The organism is Microbacterium sufflavum (assembly GCF_023091155.1).
In the GTDB taxonomy this organism is placed as follows: Bacteria; Actinomycetota; Actinomycetes; order Actinomycetales; family Microbacteriaceae; genus Microbacterium; species Microbacterium sufflavum.
In genome coordinates this window covers 1,723,017-1,744,215 of sequence record NZ_JAHWXK010000001.1, presented here as the reverse complement: position 1 = coordinate 1,744,215, position 21,199 = coordinate 1,723,017, and the positions used below count along the sequence as shown (strand labels likewise).

Annotated in this window: 22 protein-coding genes and 2 tRNA genes; 9 read left to right on the top strand and 15 right to left on the bottom strand. The window is 71.8% G+C overall.

The window, feature by feature from the left end; genetic code table 11:
- Positions 1–102 precede the first annotated feature (102 nt).
- Positions 103–1,599 (bottom strand): L-serine ammonia-lyase, iron-sulfur-dependent, subunit alpha, encoded by a 1,497-nt coding sequence (locus KZC56_RS08490; protein ID WP_247638352.1) that lies wholly within the window; start codon positions 1,597–1,599, stop codon positions 103–105.
- A 148-nt stretch (positions 1,600–1,747) separates the two neighbouring features.
- Between KZC56_RS08490 and KZC56_RS08485 the strand changes: the two genes are divergently transcribed.
- A complete protein-coding gene (locus KZC56_RS08485) occupies positions 1,748–2,107 on the top strand; it encodes a hypothetical protein (RefSeq protein ID WP_136045091.1) in 360 nt (119 codons plus the stop codon).
- Between the two features lie 63 nt (positions 2,108–2,170).
- Here KZC56_RS08485 and KZC56_RS08480 read toward each other — a convergent pair whose 3' ends face one another.
- Positions 2,171–3,901, bottom strand: a complete 1,731-nt coding sequence (locus tag KZC56_RS08480; protein WP_247638351.1) for an L-aspartate oxidase — start codon at positions 3,899–3,901, stop codon at positions 2,171–2,173.
- 71 nt (positions 3,902–3,972) lie between these two features.
- Between KZC56_RS08480 and KZC56_RS08475 the strand changes: the two genes are divergently transcribed.
- Positions 3,973–4,917 (top strand): LysR family transcriptional regulator, encoded by a 945-nt coding sequence (locus KZC56_RS08475; protein WP_372490570.1) that lies wholly within the window; start codon positions 3,973–3,975, stop codon positions 4,915–4,917.
- A 71-nt stretch (positions 4,918–4,988) separates the two neighbouring features.
- On the opposite strand, the gene KZC56_RS08470 is transcribed toward KZC56_RS08475, so the two are convergent.
- Both KZC56_RS08470 and KZC56_RS08465 read right to left on the bottom strand, forming a co-directional pair.
- Positions 4,989–5,061: transfer RNA gene (locus KZC56_RS08470), tRNA-Arg, on the bottom strand.
- Between the two features lie 64 nt (positions 5,062–5,125).
- Positions 5,126–5,710: an asparagine synthase gene (locus KZC56_RS08465; RefSeq protein WP_136028978.1), complete on the bottom strand. Its 585-nt coding sequence runs from the start codon at positions 5,708–5,710 to the stop codon at positions 5,126–5,128.
- 133 nt (positions 5,711–5,843) lie between these two features.
- On the opposite strand from KZC56_RS08465, the gene KZC56_RS08460 reads away from it, so the two are divergent.
- Positions 5,844–6,683, top strand: coding sequence for an SDR family NAD(P)-dependent oxidoreductase (locus KZC56_RS08460; RefSeq protein WP_247638350.1), 840 nt, complete (start codon positions 5,844–5,846; stop codon positions 6,681–6,683).
- Positions 6,684–6,691: 8 nt separating this feature from the next.
- On the opposite strand, the gene KZC56_RS08455 is transcribed toward KZC56_RS08460, so the two are convergent.
- From KZC56_RS08455 to KZC56_RS08415, 9 genes are all read right to left on the bottom strand, one after another.
- Positions 6,692–7,555 (bottom strand): hypothetical protein, encoded by an 864-nt coding sequence (locus KZC56_RS08455; RefSeq protein ID WP_136035606.1) that lies wholly within the window; start codon positions 7,553–7,555, stop codon positions 6,692–6,694.
- The gene (locus KZC56_RS08450) at positions 7,552–7,797 is read right to left on the bottom strand and encodes a hypothetical protein (protein WP_136028972.1); all 246 of its coding nucleotides are present in this window, start codon (positions 7,795–7,797) and stop codon (positions 7,552–7,554) included. Before KZC56_RS08450 ends, KZC56_RS08455 begins: the two co-directional genes overlap by 4 nt.
- Before the next feature lie 94 nt (positions 7,798–7,891).
- Entirely contained in the window at positions 7,892–8,554 is a 663-nt protein-coding gene (locus KZC56_RS08445) for a GntR family transcriptional regulator (RefSeq protein ID WP_247638349.1), read from the bottom strand.
- Positions 8,555–8,633: 79 nt separating this feature from the next.
- Positions 8,634–9,275: an NADPH-dependent F420 reductase gene (locus KZC56_RS08440; RefSeq protein WP_136028968.1), complete on the bottom strand. Its 642-nt coding sequence runs from the start codon at positions 9,273–9,275 to the stop codon at positions 8,634–8,636.
- Between the two features lie 58 nt (positions 9,276–9,333).
- The gene (gene sufU, locus KZC56_RS08435; protein ID WP_136028966.1) at positions 9,334–9,768 is read right to left on the bottom strand and encodes a Fe-S cluster assembly sulfur transfer protein SufU; all 435 of its coding nucleotides are present in this window, start codon (positions 9,766–9,768) and stop codon (positions 9,334–9,336) included.
- On the bottom strand, positions 9,765–11,072 hold the full coding sequence (locus KZC56_RS08430; protein WP_136035604.1) for an aminotransferase class V-fold PLP-dependent enzyme: 1,308 nt from the start codon (positions 11,070–11,072) through the stop codon (positions 9,765–9,767). Before KZC56_RS08430 ends, sufU begins: the two co-directional genes overlap by 4 nt.
- 48 nt (positions 11,073–11,120) lie before the next feature.
- The gene (locus KZC56_RS08425; RefSeq protein WP_136035603.1) at positions 11,121–11,924 is read right to left on the bottom strand and encodes a DUF1206 domain-containing protein; all 804 of its coding nucleotides are present in this window, start codon (positions 11,922–11,924) and stop codon (positions 11,121–11,123) included.
- A gap of 67 nt (positions 11,925–11,991) precedes the next feature.
- Positions 11,992–12,627 carry a GyrI-like domain-containing protein gene (locus tag KZC56_RS08420; protein ID WP_247638348.1) on the bottom strand — a complete coding sequence of 212 codons (636 nt, stop codon included), beginning with the start codon at positions 12,625–12,627 and terminating at the stop codon, positions 11,992–11,994.
- 96 nt (positions 12,628–12,723) lie between these two features.
- Complete coding sequence (locus KZC56_RS08415; protein ID WP_247638347.1) at positions 12,724–13,587, bottom strand: AraC family transcriptional regulator; 864 nt, start codon at positions 13,585–13,587, stop codon at positions 12,724–12,726.
- A gap of 178 nt (positions 13,588–13,765) precedes the next feature.
- On the opposite strand from KZC56_RS08415, the gene KZC56_RS08410 reads away from it, so the two are divergent.
- Positions 13,766–14,284: a hypothetical protein gene (locus KZC56_RS08410; protein ID WP_247638346.1), complete on the top strand. Its 519-nt coding sequence runs from the start codon at positions 13,766–13,768 to the stop codon at positions 14,282–14,284.
- Between the two features lie 94 nt (positions 14,285–14,378).
- On the opposite strand, the gene KZC56_RS08405 is transcribed toward KZC56_RS08410, so the two are convergent.
- Positions 14,379–14,470 (bottom strand) — tRNA-Ser (locus KZC56_RS08405).
- Between the two features lie 158 nt (positions 14,471–14,628).
- Here KZC56_RS08405 and KZC56_RS08400 point away from each other — a divergent pair.
- Positions 14,629–15,333: a potassium channel family protein gene (locus KZC56_RS08400; RefSeq protein ID WP_136028680.1), complete on the top strand. Its 705-nt coding sequence runs from the start codon at positions 14,629–14,631 to the stop codon at positions 15,331–15,333.
- Between the two features lie 17 nt (positions 15,334–15,350).
- On the opposite strand, the gene KZC56_RS08395 is transcribed toward KZC56_RS08400, so the two are convergent.
- A complete protein-coding gene (locus tag KZC56_RS08395; protein WP_247638345.1) occupies positions 15,351–16,355 on the bottom strand; it encodes a LacI family DNA-binding transcriptional regulator in 1,005 nt (334 codons plus the stop codon).
- 147 nt (positions 16,356–16,502) lie between these two features.
- On the opposite strand from KZC56_RS08395, the gene KZC56_RS08390 reads away from it, so the two are divergent.
- From KZC56_RS08390 to rhaS, 4 genes are read left to right on the top strand one after another with little or no spacing between them, the layout of a single operon-like run.
- Positions 16,503–18,020, top strand: a complete 1,518-nt coding sequence (locus KZC56_RS08390) for a sugar ABC transporter ATP-binding protein (protein WP_247638344.1) — start codon at positions 16,503–16,505, stop codon at positions 18,018–18,020.
- The gene (locus KZC56_RS08385; protein WP_206251788.1) at positions 18,017–19,036 is read left to right on the top strand and encodes an ABC transporter permease; all 1,020 of its coding nucleotides are present in this window, start codon (positions 18,017–18,019) and stop codon (positions 19,034–19,036) included. The genes KZC56_RS08390 and KZC56_RS08385 overlap by 4 nt, the downstream gene beginning before the upstream one ends.
- A complete protein-coding gene (locus tag KZC56_RS08380; RefSeq protein ID WP_247638343.1) occupies positions 19,033–20,142 on the top strand; it encodes an ABC transporter permease in 1,110 nt (369 codons plus the stop codon). The genes KZC56_RS08385 and KZC56_RS08380 overlap by 4 nt, the downstream gene beginning before the upstream one ends.
- Positions 20,139–21,173 carry a rhamnose ABC transporter substrate-binding protein gene (rhaS, locus tag KZC56_RS08375; protein ID WP_136028676.1) on the top strand — a complete coding sequence of 345 codons (1,035 nt, stop codon included), beginning with the start codon at positions 20,139–20,141 and terminating at the stop codon, positions 21,171–21,173. The genes KZC56_RS08380 and rhaS overlap by 4 nt, the downstream gene beginning before the upstream one ends.
- The last annotated feature ends 26 nt before the right edge of the window (positions 21,174–21,199 follow it).

The window sequence follows — 21,199 nt, the reverse complement described above, 5'->3', positions numbered from 1 at the left end:
CCTCCCGCTCTCCGGCCCCGCCACGAGGGTATCCGCCGGGTCCGACAGGCCGCGCGTCGACGTCCGCTCCGAGGCTATCCGTCGGCTCCGACACCCGCCCGCTCAGCACTCGATGACGTTGACCGCGAGACCGCCCTCGCTCGTCTCCTTGTACTTGGTCGACATGTCCGCCCCCGTCTGCCGCATGGTCTCGACCACGGCATCGAGCGAGACGTAGTGGCTGCCGTCACCGCGCAGGGCGAGGCGGGCCGCGGTCACCGCGGTCGAGGCGGCGATCGCGTTCCGTTCGATGCACGGGATCTGCACCAGCCCGCCGATCGGGTCGCACGTGAGGCCGAGGTGGTGCTCCATGGCGATCTCGGCCGCGTTCTCGATCTGCCGGTTCGTGCCGCCCATCACGGCCGTGAGCCCGCCGGCGGCCATCGCGCACGCGGAGCCGACCTCGGCCTGGCACCCGCCCTCCGCGCCGGAGATGGAGGCATTGGCCTTGAACAGCGAGCCGAGCGCGGTCGCGGTGAGCAGGAAGCGACGGATGCCGCGGCGGCGGTTGGCCTCGGCGACCGCCGGGTCTTCGCGTTCCTCGGCCGCGGTGACCGGTGGCGGCGTGCCCTCGAAGCCCAGCAGTGCGCTGCCGACGAGCTCGCCGTACGGGGTGACGGCGTTGCCGGCGCCGAGGCCGGAGTCCGCCAGGAACCGCCACCAGTACATCGCCACGGCCGGAAGGATCCCCGCGGCGCCGTTCGTCGGTGCCGTCACGACGCGGCCGCCCGCCGCGTTCTCCTCGTTCACCGCGAGCGCGAACGCCCCGAGCCACTCGCCCGGGAGCTCGCGGTGCCCCTCGGCCTCGACCGCCTCGAGCTGGCCGCGGATCGTGCCCGCCCGTCGCTTGACCTTGAGGATCCCCGGCAGCACACCGTCGGCGTGCAGCCCCGCATCGACGCACCCCGACATCGCATCCCAGATGGCGTCGAGCCCGGCCGCCACCTCCGCTTCGCTGCGCAGCGCCATCTCGTTGCGGCGCGCGACCTCCGCGATCGACAGGCCCTCCTCGTCGCACAGCGCCAGGAGCGACGCGGCATCGGCGTACGGGTAGGGGAACGCGCCCGTCGAGATCTTCGCCGCTTCGCCGTCGCGCCGGATGAACCCGCCGCCGATGGAGTAGTAGGTGTCCTCGGCCACCACGGCGCCGTCCGCGGCGGTGGCGGTCAGGGTCATGGCGTTGGGGTGACCGGGCAGACGCGTGCGCGGCGCGAACACGATGTCGTCCTTCGCGAACGCCACGTCGTGGACCCTGCCGAGGCGCAGGGCGGCGCCGTCGGGGAACTCCTGCCACGCGGCCCGCACGGCGGCCGGGTCGCACGTCTCGGGGCGGAGGCCGCGGAGCCCGGCGACCACCGCGTCGGGCGTGCCGTGGCCGATGCCGGTCGCGCCCAGGGAGCCGTACAGCGTGCAGCCGACGCGGGTGACGCGGCCCAGCTCGCCCGACGCCGTGAGCCGCTGCGCGAAGTCGACGGCCGCGCGCATGGGGCCGACGGTGTGCGAGCTCGACGGCCCCACTCCGATGGAGAACAGGTCGAAGGCCGAGACGTACGCAGTCACCCCTCCAGGCTACGCCGGGTTCCGGCATCTCGGTTCATCGTGGTTAACCCGAGCGCGTCGGGGACCCGGCCGCCCGCCCGTCAAGCCCCTTCAGCTCGGCCGCTCGGCGGGGCACGCTGGAGGCACGACAGCGCAGGAAGGGACGATCATGACCACCAGCACTCCCGAACCCGAAGCCCCCGAGCCGGAGTCCACGGACGAGCTCTCGGCCGAGGCGCAGACGCCCACCCCGACCCCGGCGTCGGAGGGCCAGACCACGCACGCCCCCACCGCCGACGCGGACGAGGGCGAGGCGAGCACTCCGCCGGAGGCCGAGTCGCCGGAGGACGCCGACCCGTCCGAGGTGCCGAGCACGGAGGAGCTCGAAGAGCCGAGCACCGAGAAGGCCCCGGGCCAGGAGCCGAAGGCACCGGAGCGGAAGGGCGACCCCGAACCCGACCACGAGGCGGTCGGCATCGGCGTGATCGGACAGCCCCAGGTCGGCGAGAACGACCCCTCGGGGCAGTGACGCCCCCGTCGCTCCTCCCTGGATCGCTCTGACGAACAACGGGAGGAGCGACGGGCCAGAGGGTTACTCCACGAGCTTCCCGGCGGTGTCGACGTCGCGCATCAGCTCGGCGATCTCGGCGGGGACGGGCGGGATCTCCTCGCGGGTGACGCCGGTCGCGGGCGACCACACCAGGTTGACCTGCAGCGTCGGATCGGTGTCGGGGTAGTCGCTGCGGTTGTGGCAGCCACGCGTCTCGCGCCGTTCCCGCGCCGCCTCCAGCGTGGCACGGGCGGCGAGCGCGGAGGCCTTCAGATCGAACGCGTGGGCGAGGTCCTGGAACCCGGCGATGTCCGGGTGGATGCCGATGTCCTCCATGCGCCCTTCGATCAGGTCGAGATCGGCGAGCCCGGCCCGCAGCCCCTCCTCCGAGCGCACCACTCCGGCGTACTCGGTCATGAGGTTGCGGATCGCGCGCTGCAGGGCGCGCACGTTCTCGCGCCCCTCGGCCGCGAGCAGGTCGTCGATCTCGGCGCGGGCCGCCGCGACCGCCCCCGCCGACCGCCGCTGGGCGTCGAGCCCCGCGGCGTGCGCCATCGCCGCCTGACCGACGATCCGCCCGTACACGAGCAGCTCGATCAGCGAGTTGCCGCCCAGCCGGTTCGCACCGTGCAGCCCGCTCGACGCCTCGCCGATCGCGTAGAGGCCCTCGACATCGGTGCCGTGGTCCTCGGACCGCACCCAGACGCCGCCCATCGAATAGTGCGCGGTGGGGGCGATCTCGATCGGGTCGGTCGTGATGTCGAGCATCTGCAGCTCCATCATCGTCTGGTAGACGCGCGGCAGCCGGGTCATGATCGTCTCGCGCGGCAGGTGCGACACGTCGAGCCACACGCCGCCGTTCTCGGTGCCGCGCCCCTCCTGGATCTCGGTGTACGCGGCGAGCGCGACGCGGTCGCGCGTGGAGAGCTCCTTCCGCTCGGGGTCGTAGCGCTCCATGAATCGCTCGCCGAGCGCGTTGCGCAGGATGCCGCCCTCGCCGCGCGCCGCCTCCGAGATGAGCGTCCCTGCCGCGTTCTCCGGCTCGATGATGCCGGAGGGGTGGAACTGCACGAGCTCGGGATCGCGCAGTCGCGCGCCCGCGTCGACGGCGAGCCGGAAGGAGTCGCCCGTGTTCTCGTCGCGTCGGGAGGAGGTGCGCCGCCAGATGCGGTTGTGGCCTCCGGCCGCGAGGATCACGGCGTCGGCGTGGATGAGATAGCGGGTGCCGTCGGCCTGGTCGAAGCCGTACGCGCCGAACACGACGTTGTCGCGCACGAGCAGGCGGGTGATGTAGACGTTGTCGAGGATCGGGACGTCGAGCTGCTCGGCCCTGCGGACCAGGGTGCGCTGGATCTCGAGCCCCGTGTAGTCGCCCGAGAACGCGGTGCGACGGTAGGTGTGCGCGCCGAAGAACCGCTGGGAGATGCGACCGTCGTCCTCGCGGGCGAAGTCCATGCCCCAGCGCTCGAGGTCGCGGATGCCGCGCTCGGCGCCGCGCGTCACCACCTCGACGGTGTGCGGGTTGGCCAGGAGGTAGCTCTCCTTGATGGTGTCGGCGGCGTGCTGCTGCCAGCTGTCGTCGGCGTCCATCGTGCCGAGGGCCGCGTTGATGCCGCCCGCCGCGAGGGAGGTGTGGGCGTCCTGACGGGGGCGTTTGCCCACGGCGAGCACGTCGACGCCGTGTTCGGCGACCTCGATCGCCGCCCGCAGGCCGGAGCCGCCGGTGCCGATCACGAGGACCGTGGTGGAGATCTGTCGTTCGGGTGCAGTCATGATCTCGACGCTAGTTAGGACAACCTAATAACTCCAATGCATAGTTCGAGTGGAAACCATACGGGTAGGCTATGGCCATGAACCTCGAGCAACTCCGCGGGTTCGTCGAAGTCGCCCGCCTCGGACACTTCACCCGCGCCTCCGAGCACCTGCACCTGGCCCAACCGTCGCTGAGCCGACAGATCTCCACGCTCGAACGCGAGCTCGGCGCCGAGCTGTTCCACCGCGCCCGTGGCCACATCGCGCTGACGGCGGCCGGGGAGACACTGCTCCCCCGCGCCCAGCGCATGCTCGCCGAAGCCGACGCCATCCGCGACGAGATGGGCGAACTCGCGGGGCTCCGGCGCGGCCGTGTGCGGCTCGGGGCACCGCCCACGCTGTGCATCAGCCTCGTCGCCGAAGCCCTCAGCTCGTTCCACGACTCCTACCCCGAGGTCGACCTGCACCTGATCGAGGGCGGCTCCCGCCTCCTGGTCGAGCAGCTCGCGGTCGGCGCCGTCGACATGGCCCTCATCACCCAGTCCGACGGTCCGCCGCCGGCCGGGGTCAGCCTCACCCGCACACCGTTGCTCGCGGAGGAACTGGTCGTGGTCTCCTCGGCCGCACGCCCGCCGGTCGCCCGCACCCCCGCGATCCCGCTCAGCCACCTGGCGACCCTGCCGCTCATCGCCTTCGACGAGAGCTACGAGCTGCGGGCCACGACCGATGCCGCCTTCCGCGCCGCCGACCTCACCCCGAACCTGGTGCTGGAGGGCGGCGAGATGGACTCCGTGCTGCGCTTCGTCGAACGAGGGCTCGGCGTCGCCGTGGTGCCCGCGATGGTCCTGTTCGACCGGCCGACGCTGCGGTCCGTGCGGCTCGCCCACCCCGCCATGACCCGCACCGTCAGCCTGGCCCACCGGTCCGACGTCAGCCCCGCCGTCGCGGTCGCCGCCATGCGGCAGGTCATCCTGACCACGGCGTCCGACGTCGCCCGCCGCGACCCCGCGATCACGAGCCTGCTCGACACGGACTGAGACATCCGGCCGGGATGCAGAAACGGCCCCCGCCGAAGCGGAGGCCGTATCGTCACTGTCTCAACACAGTGTGCGCCCGAAGGGACTCGAACCCCTAACCTTCTGATCCGTAGTCAGATGCTCTATCCATTGAGCTACGGGCGCCCAGCCCGCTCAGCGGGCCGTAGAACAGCCTACAACAGTCGCGAGACGAAAGCGAAACGAGGGGTCAGTCGCCCTTCGCCGCCGCCTTCTCCTGCTTCTTGCGGCGCTTCTCCTTCGCCCGCTGCGCCGACGACAGCGCCTGCAGGTCCACCAGGCGCAGCGCCTGCATCCGGGCCTCGCGCATCCGCGCGTAGTCGGGGTCCTGCTCCGGTCGCATGCCCTCCACGCGCAGCCGCCGGTCGAGGTTGTGGCGGACGTCGGCCCATGCCGCGGCCCTCGCCTCCTCGACGATCGCCTCGAGCTGCTGCCGGTCGTCCATCATCTCCCGCAGCCGCTGGGCCACCCCGGTCGACTGCTTCGCGCGGCGACGGAGGTTGCGCACATCGCGGTCGCGGTAGTCGTGCGTGCCGACCGGATCGGAGTGCCGCCCCCTGGCCCGCTTGCGCAGCGCCGTGACGGTGGCCGCCGCCTCCTCCGACTCCTCGGCCATCGCGCGCAGGGCCTCGCGCGCGTCGTCGACGTAGCGGTCGAGATCGAACACGCCGCCCTCTGCGATGGTGCCGATGAGGATGTGGTTCTTCACGGCGAGGCGCGCGGCGGCCGTCGCGATCGCGACGCCTTCGGCGATGGCATCCGCAGTCCGTCCCACCGGCACCTCCTCTCCACGAGCGTACCGGTATCGATGCGGCCCGGTCTCGGCCAGAATGGTTCGGCATCCAGCATCTCGCAGGCGTCCGACATCGGTCGGCGACCGCCCGGATCGCACGCGCAGGGAGGCGGCGATGAAGCATCTCGACCTGGTCGGCAGCACCACCGTCATCACGGGCGCCGCGAACGGCATGGGGGCCGAGATCGCGAGGCTGCTCGCTCCCCGCGGCGTGCACCTGGCCCTCCTCGACCACGACCGTGCCGCGCTCGACGCCCTCGCGACCGAGCTGGCCGGCACCACCGTCACGACGCACGTGGTCGACCTCCGCGACGACGACGCGGTCTTCGCGACCGCCGCGCAGATCGCCGCCGTGCATCCGCGGATCACCGCCCTGATCACGTGCGCCGGCTCGTCCATGCTCGGCGACCTCGACCAGCTGACCATGGAGGAGATGCGCTGGCTGACCGACGTGAACCTCTGGGGCACGGTGTCGATCACCAAGGCCCTGCTGCCGTCGCTCCGTGCCGCGCCGGCCGCCCACATCACGCACCTGGCGAGCGTGTACGCCCTGGCCGCTCCCGCCGGCCGCATCCCGTACGCGCTGAGCAAGTTCGCCGTCCGCGGCTTCTCCGAGGCGCTGCGCCACGAGCTCGAGGGCACGACCGTCTCGGTCGGCGCGGTCTACCCGGCGGGCGTGCGCACCGGCATCATCCTGCACGGGCGGTACGCCGCCGCGATCGACCCCGCGGTCGCCGCCCGCGCCGCCGCCGCGCAGGCCGCGATGTACCACACCGACCCCGCCGACGCGGCTGCGCGCATCGTCCGCGCCACCGAGCGCCGAGCCGCCCGCACGATGGTCGGACGGGAGGCACGACTGATCGACGCGCTCGTGCGGCTCGCCCCGACCGCCTACTGGCGGGCCCTGCGCCGGCCGCTGCGTGCCGCGATCGACACCAGGACCCCGGTCGACTGAGCGGAGCCTCAGCGCACCGCGCCCACCCAGATGCCCGACGCCCAGGCCTGCTGTTCCCCGTTGCAGCCGACCGATCCGGGGAAGCCGCGCACCACGGCCATGCAGTTGGCGAGGAACTCCGGATCGTTGCCGAACAGCGCCCCGTAGGAGCCCGACGAGGTGAGGGCGCCCCACACGCGGAACTGATAGATGTGCGCCAGCTCGTGCGCCATCGCCCAGTTCAGGCGGCCGGTGCTCCAGCCCGCGATGTCGGCGCGGTACTTGATGTACCCGTTGCTGTTCGCGCACGCGGGGGCGTTGCCGCCGGCGCACGACGACGACTCGTACAGCCCCACGCCGCCACCGCCCACGCGGTCGAGGGCGGCGCGCACGCGCGCGTAGCCGTCCGGCCCGCTCGTGCTCCAGGCGGGGCCGCCCGGGCCCGGGTTCTGCGACGCCTGCCACGACGCGACCTCGGTGCCGATCTTGGCCGTGATCGCATGGATCGTGGCCGTGGCCGCGACCACCGTGGCGGGGTCGTCGTCTTCGGCGAGCACGGTCTGCTGCACCGACAGCGCCGAAGCGCGATGCGTGGCCGTGTCGACCTTGCCGTCGGCGCCCTGCAGGGCGGTGTTCAGCGCCGCGAGCTCGGTGAGGAACGCCGGGCGCACCTCCAGCACCGCTGCCCGATCGGACGTCGTCTGCTCGGCGCCTTCGATCGAGGCGGCCAGATAGTCGGTGCGCTGGGTGGCATCGCGGTACTGCCCGGTGAGGGCGCGCAGTTCGGCGATCGCGTCGAGCCGCTCGTGCTCCAGTGCGTCGGCGCGGGCGAGCACGCCGACGGCGAGCAGCACGGCGGCAGACAGGGTGACCGCGAGCACGCGCCGGATCACTTCAGGAACCCCGTGGTGTCGGCGATCTTCGCATCCTGCTCCGCGATCTGGGCGCGCAGGGCCGTGAGCTGCGCGGCCAGCTCCAGGTTGTCTCCGCGCGACGCCTCCAGCGCATCCTCCACGCGCGCGATCTCCGCCTTCACCGCGGCGACGGAGGCGGCGCGCTCCTGATCGGCGACGACCACGAGCGCGGCACCGCCCAGCAGCAGCAGGCCCCCGATGACGACAGCAAGACGGCGCATCCCGCTCCCCAGACAGCGACAGTGACCGGACCGGTTCCGACCGCACCAATATACAGCCGCGGTCCCGCGCTTCGTGGGCCGGTCGCGCGACGGATCAGAGTGCGACGTCGGCGCGGAACAGCCGCCGCTCGGCGGCCGCATGCCCGCTGGCCAGGTGCGCGGGCAGAAGCGTGCGCAGCCGTTCGACGTCGCGCGCGGCGACGGCTTCCAGGATCACCCGGTGCTCCTCGGCCATCGCGACCAGGTCGTCGTGCTGCCCGAACAGCCAGCGCAGCCGGGTGAGGAACACCGCGATGAGCTCGCCGAGCATCTCGTTCCCGGCCAGGTCCACCGCGACCTCGTGGAACTCGGCGGCCGTGCGGCGCGCGGTCTCCGCGTCACCGTCTCGGGCCGCCGCCGCCTCCCGCTCATACGTGTGACGCAGCCGGGCGAGGCCGACCTCGTCGTGACGCTCCGCCGCGAACACGAAGATGAGGGTCTCGATGGCCTCTCGCACCTCGGCGAACGCGCGGATGTCGTCGTGCGTGAACTCCCGCACCACCGCCCACGAACGCGGTCGAGCGGTCACGACGCCCTCCGCGACCAGGGTACGGATGGCCTCGCGGACGGGAAGCCGCGAGACGTGCAGCTCGGCCGCGATGTCGCGTTCCACGAGCCGGGCGCCGGGGGGTCGCCGGCCCAGCACGATGTCGTCGCGCAGGATCCTCGTGACCCTGACCGACTCGAGCTCGCCGCCCGCCCCCATAGCCCCCGCCATCCGGGCATTGTCCCACCCCGGCCGGGGTTCCTCAACTTTTGGTATCCCAGCCGGGGTGGACGGACTCGCCCGCGGCGACTCAGGGCAGGCGGTTCGCCTTCGCCAGGTTCGCCGTCAGCTCCTCGGCGTTCTGGCGCGTGACGTACGCGGGACGGTCGCGCTCGACCCGCCACGACTCGCTCAGCGGGCCGATGTTCACGGTGTCGAAGCCCGCCTGGTCGTAGAACCGGGTCACGAACGCCACCGCCTCGGCGTCGTCACCCGCGGTCGCCAGCGCGCGACGGTCCGGGGTGCCGGCCGGGGTGCCGCCGGTCGTGATGTCGCTCGCGTAGATGTGGTTGAACGCCTTGGCGATCTTCGAGGTCGGCAGCTGCTGCTGCAGCAGCTCGGACGTGGTCGTCTCGCCCCGGTCGAGAGCCTCGATGTGACCGTCACGCTCGAAGTAGTAGTTGTTGGTGTCGAGCACGATCTTGCCCGCCAGCTGCTCGGTCGGCAGCTGGTCGATCGCGTGCAGCGGCACGGTCACCACCGCCACGTCGGCGGCCGCCGCCGCCTCCTCCGCGGTCGCCGCCCGCGCCTTCGGCCCCAGCTCCGCGACGAGGTCGGCCAGCGTCTCCGGGCCGCGCGAGTTCGCGATCACCACGTCGTAGCCGTTCGCCACCGCGACGCGCGCGACCTGGCTGCCGATGTTGCCTGCACCGATGATTCCGAGAGTAGTCATGTTCGGCCCAACGCCGAGCGGGCGACTCTATTCCCGTGAATCGGTCATCGGGGACGGCTCACAGGCGCGTCAGCGCGTCCTCGGTCGCCACCCACGCGAGCATCGCGCACTTCACGCGCGCGACGTACTTCGAGACCCCGCCGAGCGCGGCCGCGTCGCCGAGCAGCTCCTCGTCGGGGGCGATCGTGCCGCGCGAGCGCATGGCGTCGCGGAACGCCGCGATGCGCACCTCGAGCTCCGGCACGCTGAGCCCCTCGGCGAGCTCGGCCAGCAGCGACGCGGACGCCTGCGAGATCGCGCACCCGTGCCCCTCCCACGCGATGGCATCGATCGTCCCGTCGTCGCCCCGGTGCACCTGCAGGGTGATCTCGTCACCGCACGTCGGGTTGAGCTGGTGCGACTGCGCCGGGATCTCGTCGCGCAGCCCGTAGCCGTGCGGCGTGCGCGAGTGGTCGAGGATCAGTTCCTGGTACAGGCTCTGCAGGTCGCTCATGCGCCCCTCCGGAAGAAGTCGATCGCCCCGGCGACACCCGCGATCACGGCGTCGACCTCGGCCTCGGTCGTGTACAGGTACGTGCTGGCCCTGGTCGACGACGTGACCCCGAGCCGCCGGTGCAGCGGCTGCGCGCAGTGGTGCCCGACACGCACCGCGATGCCCAGGTCGTCGAGGAACTGTCCGACGTCGTGCGCGTGGATGCCCGCCACGTCGAAGCTCGCGAGTCCCACGCGCGGCAGATCGATGCCGGCTCCGAGCACGCGCACGCCGTCGATCGCGCGGAGCCCGTCCACCAGGCGCCGGCCGAAGGCGGCCTCGTGCGCGGCGATGCGCGACATGCCCACCTCGTCCAGGTAGCCGACCGCCGCGGCGAGCGCGATCGCCTGCGACACCCGCTGCGTGCCCGCCTCGAAGCGCTGCGGCGGCGGCAGGTACTCGGCCTCGGTCGTGGTGACGGTCGTGATCATGGAGCCGCCCGTGAGGAACGGGGGCATCGCGGCCAGCACCTCGCGCCGGCCGTACAGCGCACCGATGCCCGTCGGCCCCAGCATCTTGTGGCCGGAGAGCACCGCGAAGTCCACGCCCAGCGCCCGCACGTCGAGCGGCAGGTGCGGGGCGGACTGGCACGCGTCGAGGAGCGTCAGGGCACCGACCCCGCGGGCGAGCGCGACCAGCTCGTCGACCGGGTTGATCACGCCGAGCACGTTGGACACGTGCGTGAAGGCGATCAGTTTCGTGCGCTCGGTGACGAGCTCGGCGGCTACGTCGAGCCGGAGGGCGCCGTCGTCGTCGAGCGGGATCACCCGCAGCGTGGCGCCCGTGCGCGCCGCGAGCTCCTGCCACGGGATGAGGTTGGCGTGGTGCTCCATCTCGGTGGTGACGATCTCGTCTCCCTCGCGGAGGCGCAGGCGCTCCGCGGCCGTGCCGCCGCGTCCGAGCGAGGCATTCGAGAGGGAGTAGGCGACGAGGTTGATCGCCTCGGTCGCGTTCGAGGTCCATACGATCTCGTCGTCGTCGGCACCGACGAAGCGGGCGACGGCGGCCCGCGCATCCTCGAACAGCTCGGTCGCCTCGGCCGCCAGCGTGTGCGCACCCCGGTGCACCGCGGCGTTCATCGTGGTCGCGTAGTCGCGCTCGGCGTCGAGCACGGCGTCCGGTCGCTGCGACGTCGCGCCGGAGTCGAGGTACACCAGCGGATGGCCGTTCACCTGCGCGCGCAGGATCGGGAAGTCCCCGCGGATCCGCTGCACCTCGGTCTCGGTCAGCGGTGCGATCACGTCGACTCCGGGAGAAGCGCTCATCGTTCCAGTCTCCCATCTCCCGGACGCGGCCGGCGCGGGGGTCTGGGGCTACGACATGCGCGCGAGCCGGGCCCTGGCCATGCAGAACACGCCGTACAGGGCGAACCCCACCCCCACCGCGCCGAGCACCAGCCCGCCCAGCGGCAGCGCGAGCAGGCTGTGCAGCGCCGCATCCAGTCCCGCCGCCTTCTCCGGGTCCTGGGTGACCGCGGCGACCACGAAAAGCACCCCCGTCACGGCGACCGCGACGCCCTTGCCGAGGTAGCCCGCCACCCCGAGCACCACGATGCCCGCGCGCCCCGCGCCGGTCGGCAGCTCGATCAGCTTCTCGAACGACCGCGTGATGCCGCTGCCGATGAAGCCGAGGCCCACGCCGACCACCGACAAGCCGAGGATCACCAGCAGCGCCACGCCACCGGGCGCCGACAGCACGATCTCGCTGAGCGTGCGCGACGCGTCCTCCGACTCAGCACGACCGCCCACCGCGTAGATGGTCGCGAGGACCGCGACCACGAGATAGGAGCCCGAGATCCCGGCGAGCTTGATACGGCGGCCCCACTTCTTCGTCTCCGCGGGGTCGGCGGCGAGGAAGGCGCTGGCGATCTGCCAGGCGGCGAGCGCGATGAGGCCCACCGCGATCGACAGCAGCAGCAACCCGCCGATGGGGTTGTCGCGGATGCGCTCCATCGCCCCGTCCTGGTCGGCGTCGCCCGAACCGCCCACCGCGATGCTGAGGGCGATCGCGCCGATCACGACGTGGATGAGCCCCAGCACGACGAAGCCGACACGGGCGGTCCTCCGGAACGCGGTCGAGTCCTTCGCCGCGCGCGCCGCATGCTTCACGCTGCTCATGGGGGAAGCGTATCGCTCGGCATCCGAGCCGAAGAGGGGGTTGCTTTCGTCCGCGCCCGCGGTGAACTCACTCGACCCGCGCGACCGGCTGCCGCAGGATCGTGCGGAGTTTCGCGGGGTCGGTGCGGCGGATGTCGCTCAGGTACACCTCGTGGTGCCGACCGGTCATGCGCAGTCCGTGCTCCGGGATGAAGCGGTGGTGCAGCTCATCGAGCACCGGGGCCTCGTCGTCGAAGGGGCCGACGTGGAGCGTCTGCACGCACAGCCCCTCGTGCAGGGTCTCCAGCCGCACGGAGCGCAGGGCCGGCAGGGGCTCGCGCTTCTTCGCGCTCTTCGCCTCGACGGTATCGACCGCCCGCGCGAAGAGGTCGGGGGTCACGTGGTCGCCCACCAGGAGAAGCAGCGTCCACTCCCACTGCGACTTGTCCCGGCGCGACGTGAACGACGCCATGTCGGCCGCGTGCCACAGCCCCTCGAGCGGCATCACGACGGTGTCGATGCCGAGCTCTTCACGGCTCGCGAACTTGAGCGTGTACGCCAGGGGGAACAGCGCCGCCACGGCCTGCGCATACACGGGCGAGGTGTTGGGGTCTCCCGCGCCGTCGATCATGAGGTACCGCAGCGGCGGCACCTCGAGCACGCGGAACTCTCCGCGTCGTGCGCGGTAGGAGTCGAGGGTCTTCTTGGGGTCGATGGCCGCCATCGCCTGCCTCTCTGGGTGGGACTGCCCGGTGCGGCACAGTGTGCCAGGGGCCTCCGACACCGGGGCGGGACGGCTCGGCCGCCCCGCCCCGGTGACTCACTCCGCTTCCACGGGCAGCCACAGCTCGCACGAGGCCGTGTCTCCGCGGAACTCGCGATACCGCACCATCGACGGACCGGGGCGCAGTCGCCACGGGTTCGACGGGAACCACTCGGTCGCGGTGGCCGCCCACAGGTCCTGCAGGGTCTGCGGGAACGGGCCGTCGGCGGCGAACACGGCCCAGGTGCCCGCCTCGAGCCGCAGCACGTCGAGATCCTCCGGCACCGGGGTCGTCTCCTCCAGCGCGACGCCGTGGAGATACGTGAGCGGTGTGCCCTCGGGCGCGTCCGGCTCCACGTCGGCTGTCACGGCGAGGATGCCCGAGGGCTCCGCGTCGTTCAGACGCTTGAGCCGCGCGTGCTCCTCCGCCGGGATGGCCGCGATGTGCTGCTGGATGTGCGGGTTCTCGCCGCGGTGGATCAGCGGGACCTGCGTGGCATGACCGACCAGCTGGAGGGCGGGTCGGGGGGTGATGGTGACGTCCATCGGGGTGCTCCCTTCGACGCTCAGGCGGAACCGGAGCGTGGGTTGTGTACGGAGAGGACCCCCGTCACGGCGCGCCTCGGCCGGACCGATGCCGTGCACGGCGCGGAACGCCCTGCCGAACGCCTCGACCGAGCCGTAGCCGTGCCGCACGGCCACGTCGAGCAGGCTCGGCGCACCGCCGACCAGTTCCGCGGCGGCGATCGTCATCCGCCGACGGCGCACGTACTCCGACACGGGCATGCCCGCGAGGGCGGAGAACATCCGCCGCAGGTGGTACTCGGTCGTGCCGTGCGCACGCGCGACGGCCGCGACGTCGAGCTCCTGGTCTGGCGCGGCTTCGACGCGGTCGATCAGGGCGTTGAGGGTGCCGATCATGGGTTCCTCCTTTCCCCACCAGCGTGTCCGTCCATCGGGGTGCGGCACCCGATCATTCTGGTCCGTTCCGGTCGTGTGCCGCCGCTCCCCGTGCACCGTTCACACCCCGTTCAGACCCTGTGTGAACACGCATCCCGTATCGTCGGAGTTTCTGGGGGAGCACGGGGAGCGAGTCGGCATGCAGGTGAGAGACCTCCTCTTCGGCGTCCCCTCCGGCCTCCCGCCGCTCGCAGACACCGAGGATCCGTTCGCCGACGCCCTGGCTCTCGTGGACGCTCAGGTCACGCGCGTGATCGTCGACATCCCGGCCGGCGTGGTCGGGGTGCTGCTGGAACTGCGCCAGTCGACCCGGCTCCGCGGCACGACGGCCCTGCTGCGGGTGACCGGGGCGGTGCGCCAGGAGTGGACGGGCTCCGCGTCGGCCAACCGCTTCACGGCGTGGTCGATCACGGACGCTGCGGTCGACCGCGACCTCACCGCGATCCGCATCGCCCTGCACTGCCTGCCGGCGGGGTCGCTGCACCTGACCGGGACCGCGGCGGACTTCGTGCTGCTCTCCGCGCGACCCGATCGCACGCCGCCCTCCTCGACCGATCCCGCCGCCCTGCTCCGGTTCGGCGTGGTCGACGAGTCCACCGTGTGCGACCCGCTCGGCGCCGCGCACCTGCGCTCCTCGGCACCGTTCCCGCGCCACTGAGCGGCGACCGCACGGGCGGACCGCAGGCTACTCGCGCTGCGCGATCGCTCGAGATCGAGCGCCGTACCGTGATCGCGGTTCGAGGGGGAAGAACTGGCGGAGACGAGGGGATTTGAACCCCTGGTCCCCGTAAGGGGACTCCACCTTAGCAGGGTGGTGCACTAGGCCGGACTATGCGACGTCTCCAGGCATCCGGCCCGAGAGCGCGGATGCACTCGACCAGTGTAACGGGTTCGACGCGCCCTGACGAACCGCGGCCACGGCCGCGCCTCCCGACCCGCGCGCGACCGGCTGGGATACTGGCCGCGCGCGGGAGTCACACCACCGCGACGGAGAGGATCGCCATGAATCCGCACCCGCACGTCGGCGCTTCCCTGGGCACCGAGGACAGCGCCTGGAGCTACCGGGCGGTCGGCTACGCGATCGTGCTGCTGCTCTTGGGCGTCTCGTACGGCCTGTGCGCCGCGCAGCCGAGCGCCGACCCGAGCCCGTGGGCGTTCCTGGTCATGCTCGCGACGGTCGCGATCGTGTTCCGCGTGACGGGCGCCCGTGCGCTCGTGCAGCGGGTGACGTGGGTCGTGCTGTCCACCGCGGGCGCGGCGGCCCTGCTGGCGACCTTCTTCGGCACCGGCAGTCCCGCCCTGGCGGTCGGGCTGTCTGCGGCCTCGATGGTGGCACTGCTCGTCGCACCGTGGGCGATCATCGCGCATCAGGTCACGCGACGCGGGCTCGACATCGAGGCGCTGCTCGCCGCGGTGACGGCGTACATCCTGGTGGGGATGTTCTTCGCCTTCGCGTACAACCTCGCCTCGCAGTTCCTGTCGCAACCGCTCTTCATCGGAGCGGAGACCGACTCGCTCGGCGATCAGCTGTTTTTCTCCTTCACCGCCCTCACCACGACCGGCTACGGCAACCTCATCCCCCGGGGTGCCGGCATGCAGGCCGTCGCGGTGGCCGAGGGCATCACGGGGCAGCTGTTCCTGATCACGGCGGTCGCCCGCATCATGCGCGGCGCGAGCGCCCAGCACCGGTCGTCAGCCTCAGCCTGACGGCATCGCCGGCGGGGTCACGCGCCGGTCGTGGAGCGCCGCGCCACCAGCTCGGGGCGGAACAGCACGTGCTCGGGCTCCGGCGCCCGCTCCCCCTGACCCTGCAGCAGCAGATCGACCGCGGTGGAGCCGATCAGGGCGGCGGGCTGACGCACCGAGCTGAGCGGGATCACGGCGGCCGCGGCGAAGTCGATGTCGTCGTAGCCGATGATCGCGATGTCGTCGGGCACCCGGGCGTCTCCGGTCATCACGAGGCTCTGCAGCAGGCCGAGCGCGACGAGGTCGTTCGCCGCGAACACGGCATCCGGACGATCCGCCGGGGCGCGGCCGAGGATCCGCGACCCCGCCTGCCTCCCCTCCTCGACCGTGAGAGCGGCGGTCGCGAGGAACTCCAGGGCGACCCCGGCGTCGGCGGCCGCGGCCTGTGCCCCGCTGAGCCGGTCGGACACCTGCCGCAGCGACACGGGCCCCCCGACGAAGGCGATCCGCCGACGGCCGACCGCGAGCAGATGCTCCATGGCGATGCGGCCGCCCTCCACGTCGTCCACGGCGACCGAGGCGAAGCGCTCGTCCTGCGACTCCCGGTCGACGAGCACCGCGTGCGTGCCGCGCTCGTGCATGCGTGCCAGGCGCGGCAGCGACTCGGCCACGGGCGTCACCAGCACGCCCGTCACCCGCTGCTCCTCGAACAGGTCGAGGTGCATGGCCTCGCGCTCCTGCTTCTCGTCGCTGTTGGCCACCAGCACCGAGAGCCCGTGCTGATCGGCGCGCTCCTCGGCGCCGCGGATCACCTCAGCGAAGAAGGGGTTGCGGATGTCGAGCACGACCAGTCCGATGGTGCGGCTGCGTCCGGCGCGGAGCTGCCTGGCCGCGTCGTTGCGCACGAAGCCGAGCCGATCGATCGACGCCTGGACCCTGGCCACCGTCTCGGCGGCCACCTTCTCCGGCCGGTTGAGGACGTTCGACACCGTGCCGACCGAGACACCCGCGTCCTCCGCGACCTCGCGCACGCTGACCGCCATCCGCGACCTCCCGTCCTCCGGCGTGTGAAACGACTCACATTCCGCTCGGGACTCACACTCTCACGCCGTCTTGACAGCAGTCAACACATCGCCTAATCTCATCTCCGACAGGGTTTGAAACGATTCATTCCCTCAATGGAGAGAGAAATGATGTCCTCACCCGCGACGGCGCCCGTGCTCGAGCTCGCCGACGTCCAGAAGGCCTTCGGCTCGGTGATCGCCCTGCGCTCCGGCACGATCACGGTCGACCCCGGCTCCATCCACGCGCTCGTCGGCGAGAACGGTGCCGGGAAGTCCACGCTCGTGAAGATCGTCGCCGGCCTCTACCAGCGCGACGCCGGAACGTTCCGCCTGAACGGGGCCGACGTGGACTTCACCTCCACCGCCCAGTCCAAGGCAGCCGGTGTCGCCGTCATCTACCAGGAGCCGACCCTCTTCCCCGACCTGTCGGTGACCGAGAACATCTTCATGGGCCGCCAGCCCCTCGGACGCTTCGGCCGCATCGACCGGAAGGCCATGCGGCACGAGGTCGAGCGGCTCTTCACCCGCCTCGGCGTCACCATCGATCCCGACCGCCCCGCGGAGGGGCTCTCGATCGCCGACCAGCAGGTGATCGAGATCGCCAAGGCCGTCTCCCTCGACGCGGCACTGCTCATCATGGACGAGCCCACCGCCGCCCTGTCCGGCGTGGAGGTCGAGCGCCTGTTCGCGATCGCGCGCAGCCTGCGCGACGAGGGGCGCGGCCTCATCTTCATCTCGCACCGCTTCGACGAGGTGTTCGCCCTCTGCGACACCGTCACCGTGATGCGTGACGGCGCGTACATCGCCACCTCCGCCGTGGCCGACACCACGGTCGACGAGCTCGTGCGCCAGATGGTGGGCCGCGAGGTCGCCGAGCTGTTCCCCAAGCAGGAGGCCGCGATCGGCGAACCGCTGCTCGAGGTGGAGGGCCTCACCAGCCCCGGGCTCTTCCACGACATCTCCTTCACCGTGCGCGCGGGCGAGATCGTCGGACTCGCCGGGCTCGTCGGCGCGGGACGCAGCGAGGTCGCCCGGGCCGTGTTCGGCGTGGACGGCTACCGCGAGGGCACGGTCCGCATGACCGGCCGGCGCATCCCGCCGCGGCGCCCCGTCGACGCCATGCGGGCGGGACTCGCGCTCGTCCCCGAGGACCGTCGCAAGCAGGGCCTCGTGATCGAGTCCGGCGTGGGCGGCAACATCACCCTCGCGATCCGCCGGCGTCTGGCCCGGCTCGGCCTGCTGACGACCGCGATGGAGAACCGGGCCGCCCGTGAGTGGGCCTCGCGCCTCGAGGTGAAGACGCACGCGCTCGACACGGTCGCCGCCACCCTCTCCGGCGGCAACCAGCAGAAGGTCGTCCTGGCGAAGTGGCTCGCGACGCAGCCCCGGGTGCTGCTGATCGACGAGCCCACCCGCGGCATCGACGTCGGCACCAAGTCCGAGGTGCACCGGCTGCTCTCCCAGCTCGCCGGCCAGGGCATGGGCATCCTCATGATCTCGTCGGAGCTGCCCGAGGTGCTCGGCATGGCCGACCGGGTGCTGGTGATGCGCGAGGGTCGCATCACCGCCGAGATCCCCCGCTCGGAGGCCACCTCCGAGAACGTCATGTTCGCCGCGACGCACGCATCGGAGCTCTCCTCGTGACCACCGCCATCCCCGTCTCCGCGCTCACCACGCGCATCTCCGGCATCGGCAGGGCGCGCGAGTTCGGCATCCTGCTCGCCCTGGTGCTCGTGATCACCGCCGCGACCCTCAACAACCCGAAGTTCCTGTTCAGCGCCGACGGCTGGCGCGACCTGCTGCTCACGCCCTCGATCCTCGTGCTCGTCGCGGTCGGTCAGGCCATCGTGCTCATCACCCGCAACGTCGACCTCTCCGTCGGCTCGGTCATGGGCCTCACGGCCTACCTCACCGGACGGCTCTTCATCGACGTGCCCGGCATCCCCATCGTGCTGGTCGTGATCGCCGCCGTCGTGCTCGGCGCCCTCCTCGGACTCGTCAACGGCGCCCTCGTCGCCTACGCGAAGGTGCCCGCCATGGTCATCACGCTCGGCACGCTCTACGCCTACCGGGGCATCAACGTGCTGTGGACCGGCAGCGACCGCGTCAACGCCTCCGACCTCCCCCGCGACTTCCTGGCGCTGGGCACCGGACAGCTCCTGGGCATCCCGATCCTCGCGGTCGTCGCGGTGATCGTGCTCGCCGCGGCCGCCTGGTACCTGAAGAACACGCGCGGCGGGCGGGAGTTCTACGCGATCGGCTCCGACCCCGCAGCCGCCGAGCTGTACGGCCTGCGCGTCACGCGCCGCGTGCTGACCGCGTTCGTCCTGTCGGGTGCGCTCGCCGGGCTCGCCGGGGTGTTCTACGCGGCACGCTACGGCACCATCAACTCCCAGGCCGGAGCCGGATGGGAGCTCGACGCGGTCGGCGCCGCGGTGATCGGCGGCGTCGCCATCACGGGCGGCATCGGCTCGGTCTGGGGTGCGGCGATCGGAGCCGTGCTGCTGCTCACCATCAACCGTGCCCTGCCGATCCTCGGCATCCCCGACTTCTGGCAGCGCGCCGTCGTCGGCCTGCTCATCATCGGCGCCATCGTGCTCGACCGCGTGCTCGCGGTCCGGCAGAGACGGCGGCTCATCGAGGCGAGGGACCAGTCATGACCACCGCGACCACCACCACCGCGAGCGCCCGCGTCATCCGCGACTACGACAAGCCGCTGTGGCGCCGGCTGCTCCTCACGCGCGAGGCCGCGATCGTCGGGCTGCTGATCGTCGTGGCCGTCGTGGCCGCCACGAGCATCCGCGGCTTCGGTCAGCCGATCACCCTCACCTACCTGCTGCTCGACATCGCCCCGATCCTGCTGATCGCGCTGCCGATGACGCTGATCATGATCACGGGCGAGATCGACCTCTCGGTCGGCAGCATGGTCGGACTGTCCAGCGTGGTCACCGGAGCGCTCGTGCAGGGCGGCCTCCCGTTCGAGGTCGCCGCGCTCGCCGCGCTCGCGGTCGGCATCGTCGGCGGCGCGTTCAACGGCTTCCTGGTGACCGTCGTCGGGCTCCCCTCGCTCGCGGTCACGATCGGCACGCTCGCGCTCTACCGCGGCCTCGCGGTGGGCCTGCTCGGCACGGCCGCCGTCACCGACTTCCCGGAGTTCTGGAGCGACCTCGCGAAAGCCAAGATCGCCGGCACCCCCATCCCCGTCATCACCATCCCGTTCCTGGTGCTGGTGGCCGTGTTCGCGGTCCTGCTGCACTTCACCCCGTTCGGTCGCGGCGTGTACGCGGTGGGACTGTCGAAGGACGCCGCGCACTTCTCCGGCGTGCACGTCGAGCGCACCAAGCTCGTGCTCTTCGTGCTCTCCGGCGCGGTCGCCGCCTTCGCCGGCATCTTCTACACGCTCCGCTACGGCAGCGCCCGCGGCGACAACGCCACCGGCCTCGAGCTCCAGGTGATCGCCGCCGTCGTCCTCGGCGGGGTGTCCGTCTTCGGCGGTCGCGGCAAGATCTACGGCGTCATCGCCGCCGCCTTCCTCATCGGGGCGCTCGCGAGCGCGCTCCGCCTGGTGAACGTCACCTCCGACGTCATCAACATCATCACCGGCACGCTCCTCGTGATCTCGGTGGTGGCCGCAAGCGTCCTGGCCTGGCTGCAGAAAGCACGCCGCCGACCGGGCAGAACCCCCGCCGGTGCCGGCACCACAGCGCCAGGGGCACCGATGGACGCCGCGACCGCGGCATCCCCCGACGAAAGGAACGAACAATGACGTTTGCACGCAAGCGCGTGACCGCCTTCGCCGCCCTCGCGGTGGCCGCGGCGGTCGCCCTCACCGGCTGCGCCGGATCCGGCGACGGCGGCAGCGGCAGCGGCGGAGAAGGCGGCGGCGACGCCTCGATCACCTTCCTGCCCAAGAACCTCGGCAACCCGTACTTCGACACGTCCAGCGAGGGCGGCAAGAAGGCCGTCGAGGAGTTCGGCGGCACGTTCTCCGAGGTGGGACCGGCCGAGGCCACGCCCGACGCCCAGGTCAGCTACATCAACACCGCCACGCAGCAGGGCGTCGGCGCGCTCGTCGTCTCGGCGAACGACCCCAAGGCCATCTGCGACGCCCTGAACGAGGCCCGCGACGCGGGTGTCAAGGTCGTCACGTTCGACTCCGACACCAACACCGAGTGCCGCGACCTGTTCATCAACCAGGCCGACTCCGAGGGCATCGCGAAGGTGCAGATCGACCAGATCGCCGAGCAGATCGGCGGCGCGGGCGAGATCGCGATCCTCTCCGCCTCGGCCAACGCGACCAACCAGAACGCGTGGATCGACCTGATGAAGGAGTACGTCGCGAGCGACTACCCCGACATCACGATCGTCGAGACCGTGTACGGCGACGACGACGACCAGACGTCCTTCGACAAGACGGCGGCACTGCTGCAGAGCCACCCCGACCTGAAGGGCATCGTGTCGCCCACCACGGTCGGCATCGCGGCCGCCGCGCGCTACCTCTCCACGTCCGACTACAAGGGCACCGTGGCCCTCACCGGGCTCGGCACCCCGAACCAGATGCGCGAGTACGTCGAGGACGGCACCGTCACGTCGTTCGCGCTGTGGAACCCGGAAGACCTCGGCTACCTCGCCGCGTTCGCCGCCCACGCCCTCATCGCCGGCGACATCACCGGCAAGGAAGGCGACACGTTCGACGCGGGCGACCTCGGCGAGTACACGGTCGGCGCCGACGGCGTCGTGCTGCTGGGCGACCCGTTCGTGTTCGACGCCGACAACATCGGCGACTTCGACTTCTGAGTCGCCCGTCCGGCCGGTGCCGCGTG

Excerpts from the sequence above, each read along its gene's own strand:
- KZC56_RS08485 (WP_136045091.1), top strand. The coding sequence starts at position 1,748 with ATGACCACCAGCACTCCCGAACCCGAAGCCCCCGAGCCGGAGTCCACG.
- KZC56_RS08480 (WP_247638351.1), bottom strand. The coding sequence starts at position 3,901 with ATGACTGCACCCGAACGACAGATCTCCACCACGGTCCTCGTGATCGGC.
- KZC56_RS08475 (WP_372490570.1), top strand. The coding sequence starts at position 3,973 with ATGGCCATGAACCTCGAGCAACTCCGCGGGTTCGTCGAAGTCGCCCGC.
- KZC56_RS08460 (WP_247638350.1), top strand. The coding sequence starts at position 5,844 with ATGAAGCATCTCGACCTGGTCGGCAGCACCACCGTCATCACGGGCGCC.
- KZC56_RS08450 (WP_136028972.1), bottom strand. The coding sequence starts at position 7,797 with ATGCGCCGTCTTGCTGTCGTCATCGGGGGCCTGCTGCTGCTGGGCGGT.
- KZC56_RS08445 (WP_247638349.1), bottom strand. The coding sequence starts at position 8,554 with ATGGCGGGGGCTATGGGGGCGGGCGGCGAGCTCGAGTCGGTCAGGGTC.
- KZC56_RS08440 (WP_136028968.1), bottom strand. The coding sequence starts at position 9,275 with ATGACTACTCTCGGAATCATCGGTGCAGGCAACATCGGCAGCCAGGTC.
- sufU (WP_136028966.1), bottom strand. The coding sequence starts at position 9,768 with ATGAGCGACCTGCAGAGCCTGTACCAGGAACTGATCCTCGACCACTCG.
- KZC56_RS08430 (WP_136035604.1), bottom strand. The coding sequence starts at position 11,072 with ATGAGCGCTTCTCCCGGAGTCGACGTGATCGCACCGCTGACCGAGACC.
- KZC56_RS08425 (WP_136035603.1), bottom strand. The coding sequence starts at position 11,924 with ATGAGCAGCGTGAAGCATGCGGCGCGCGCGGCGAAGGACTCGACCGCG.
- KZC56_RS08420 (WP_247638348.1), bottom strand. The coding sequence starts at position 12,627 with ATGGCGGCCATCGACCCCAAGAAGACCCTCGACTCCTACCGCGCACGA.
- KZC56_RS08415 (WP_247638347.1), bottom strand. The coding sequence starts at position 13,587 with ATGATCGGCACCCTCAACGCCCTGATCGACCGCGTCGAAGCCGCGCCA.
- KZC56_RS08410 (WP_247638346.1), top strand. The coding sequence starts at position 13,766 with ATGCAGGTGAGAGACCTCCTCTTCGGCGTCCCCTCCGGCCTCCCGCCG.
- KZC56_RS08400 (WP_136028680.1), top strand. The coding sequence starts at position 14,629 with ATGAATCCGCACCCGCACGTCGGCGCTTCCCTGGGCACCGAGGACAGC.
- KZC56_RS08395 (WP_247638345.1), bottom strand. The coding sequence starts at position 16,355 with ATGGCGGTCAGCGTGCGCGAGGTCGCGGAGGACGCGGGTGTCTCGGTC.
- KZC56_RS08390 (WP_247638344.1), top strand. The coding sequence starts at position 16,503 with ATGATGTCCTCACCCGCGACGGCGCCCGTGCTCGAGCTCGCCGACGTC.
- KZC56_RS08380 (WP_247638343.1), top strand. The coding sequence starts at position 19,033 with ATGACCACCGCGACCACCACCACCGCGAGCGCCCGCGTCATCCGCGAC.
- rhaS (WP_136028676.1), top strand. The coding sequence starts at position 20,139 with ATGACGTTTGCACGCAAGCGCGTGACCGCCTTCGCCGCCCTCGCGGTG.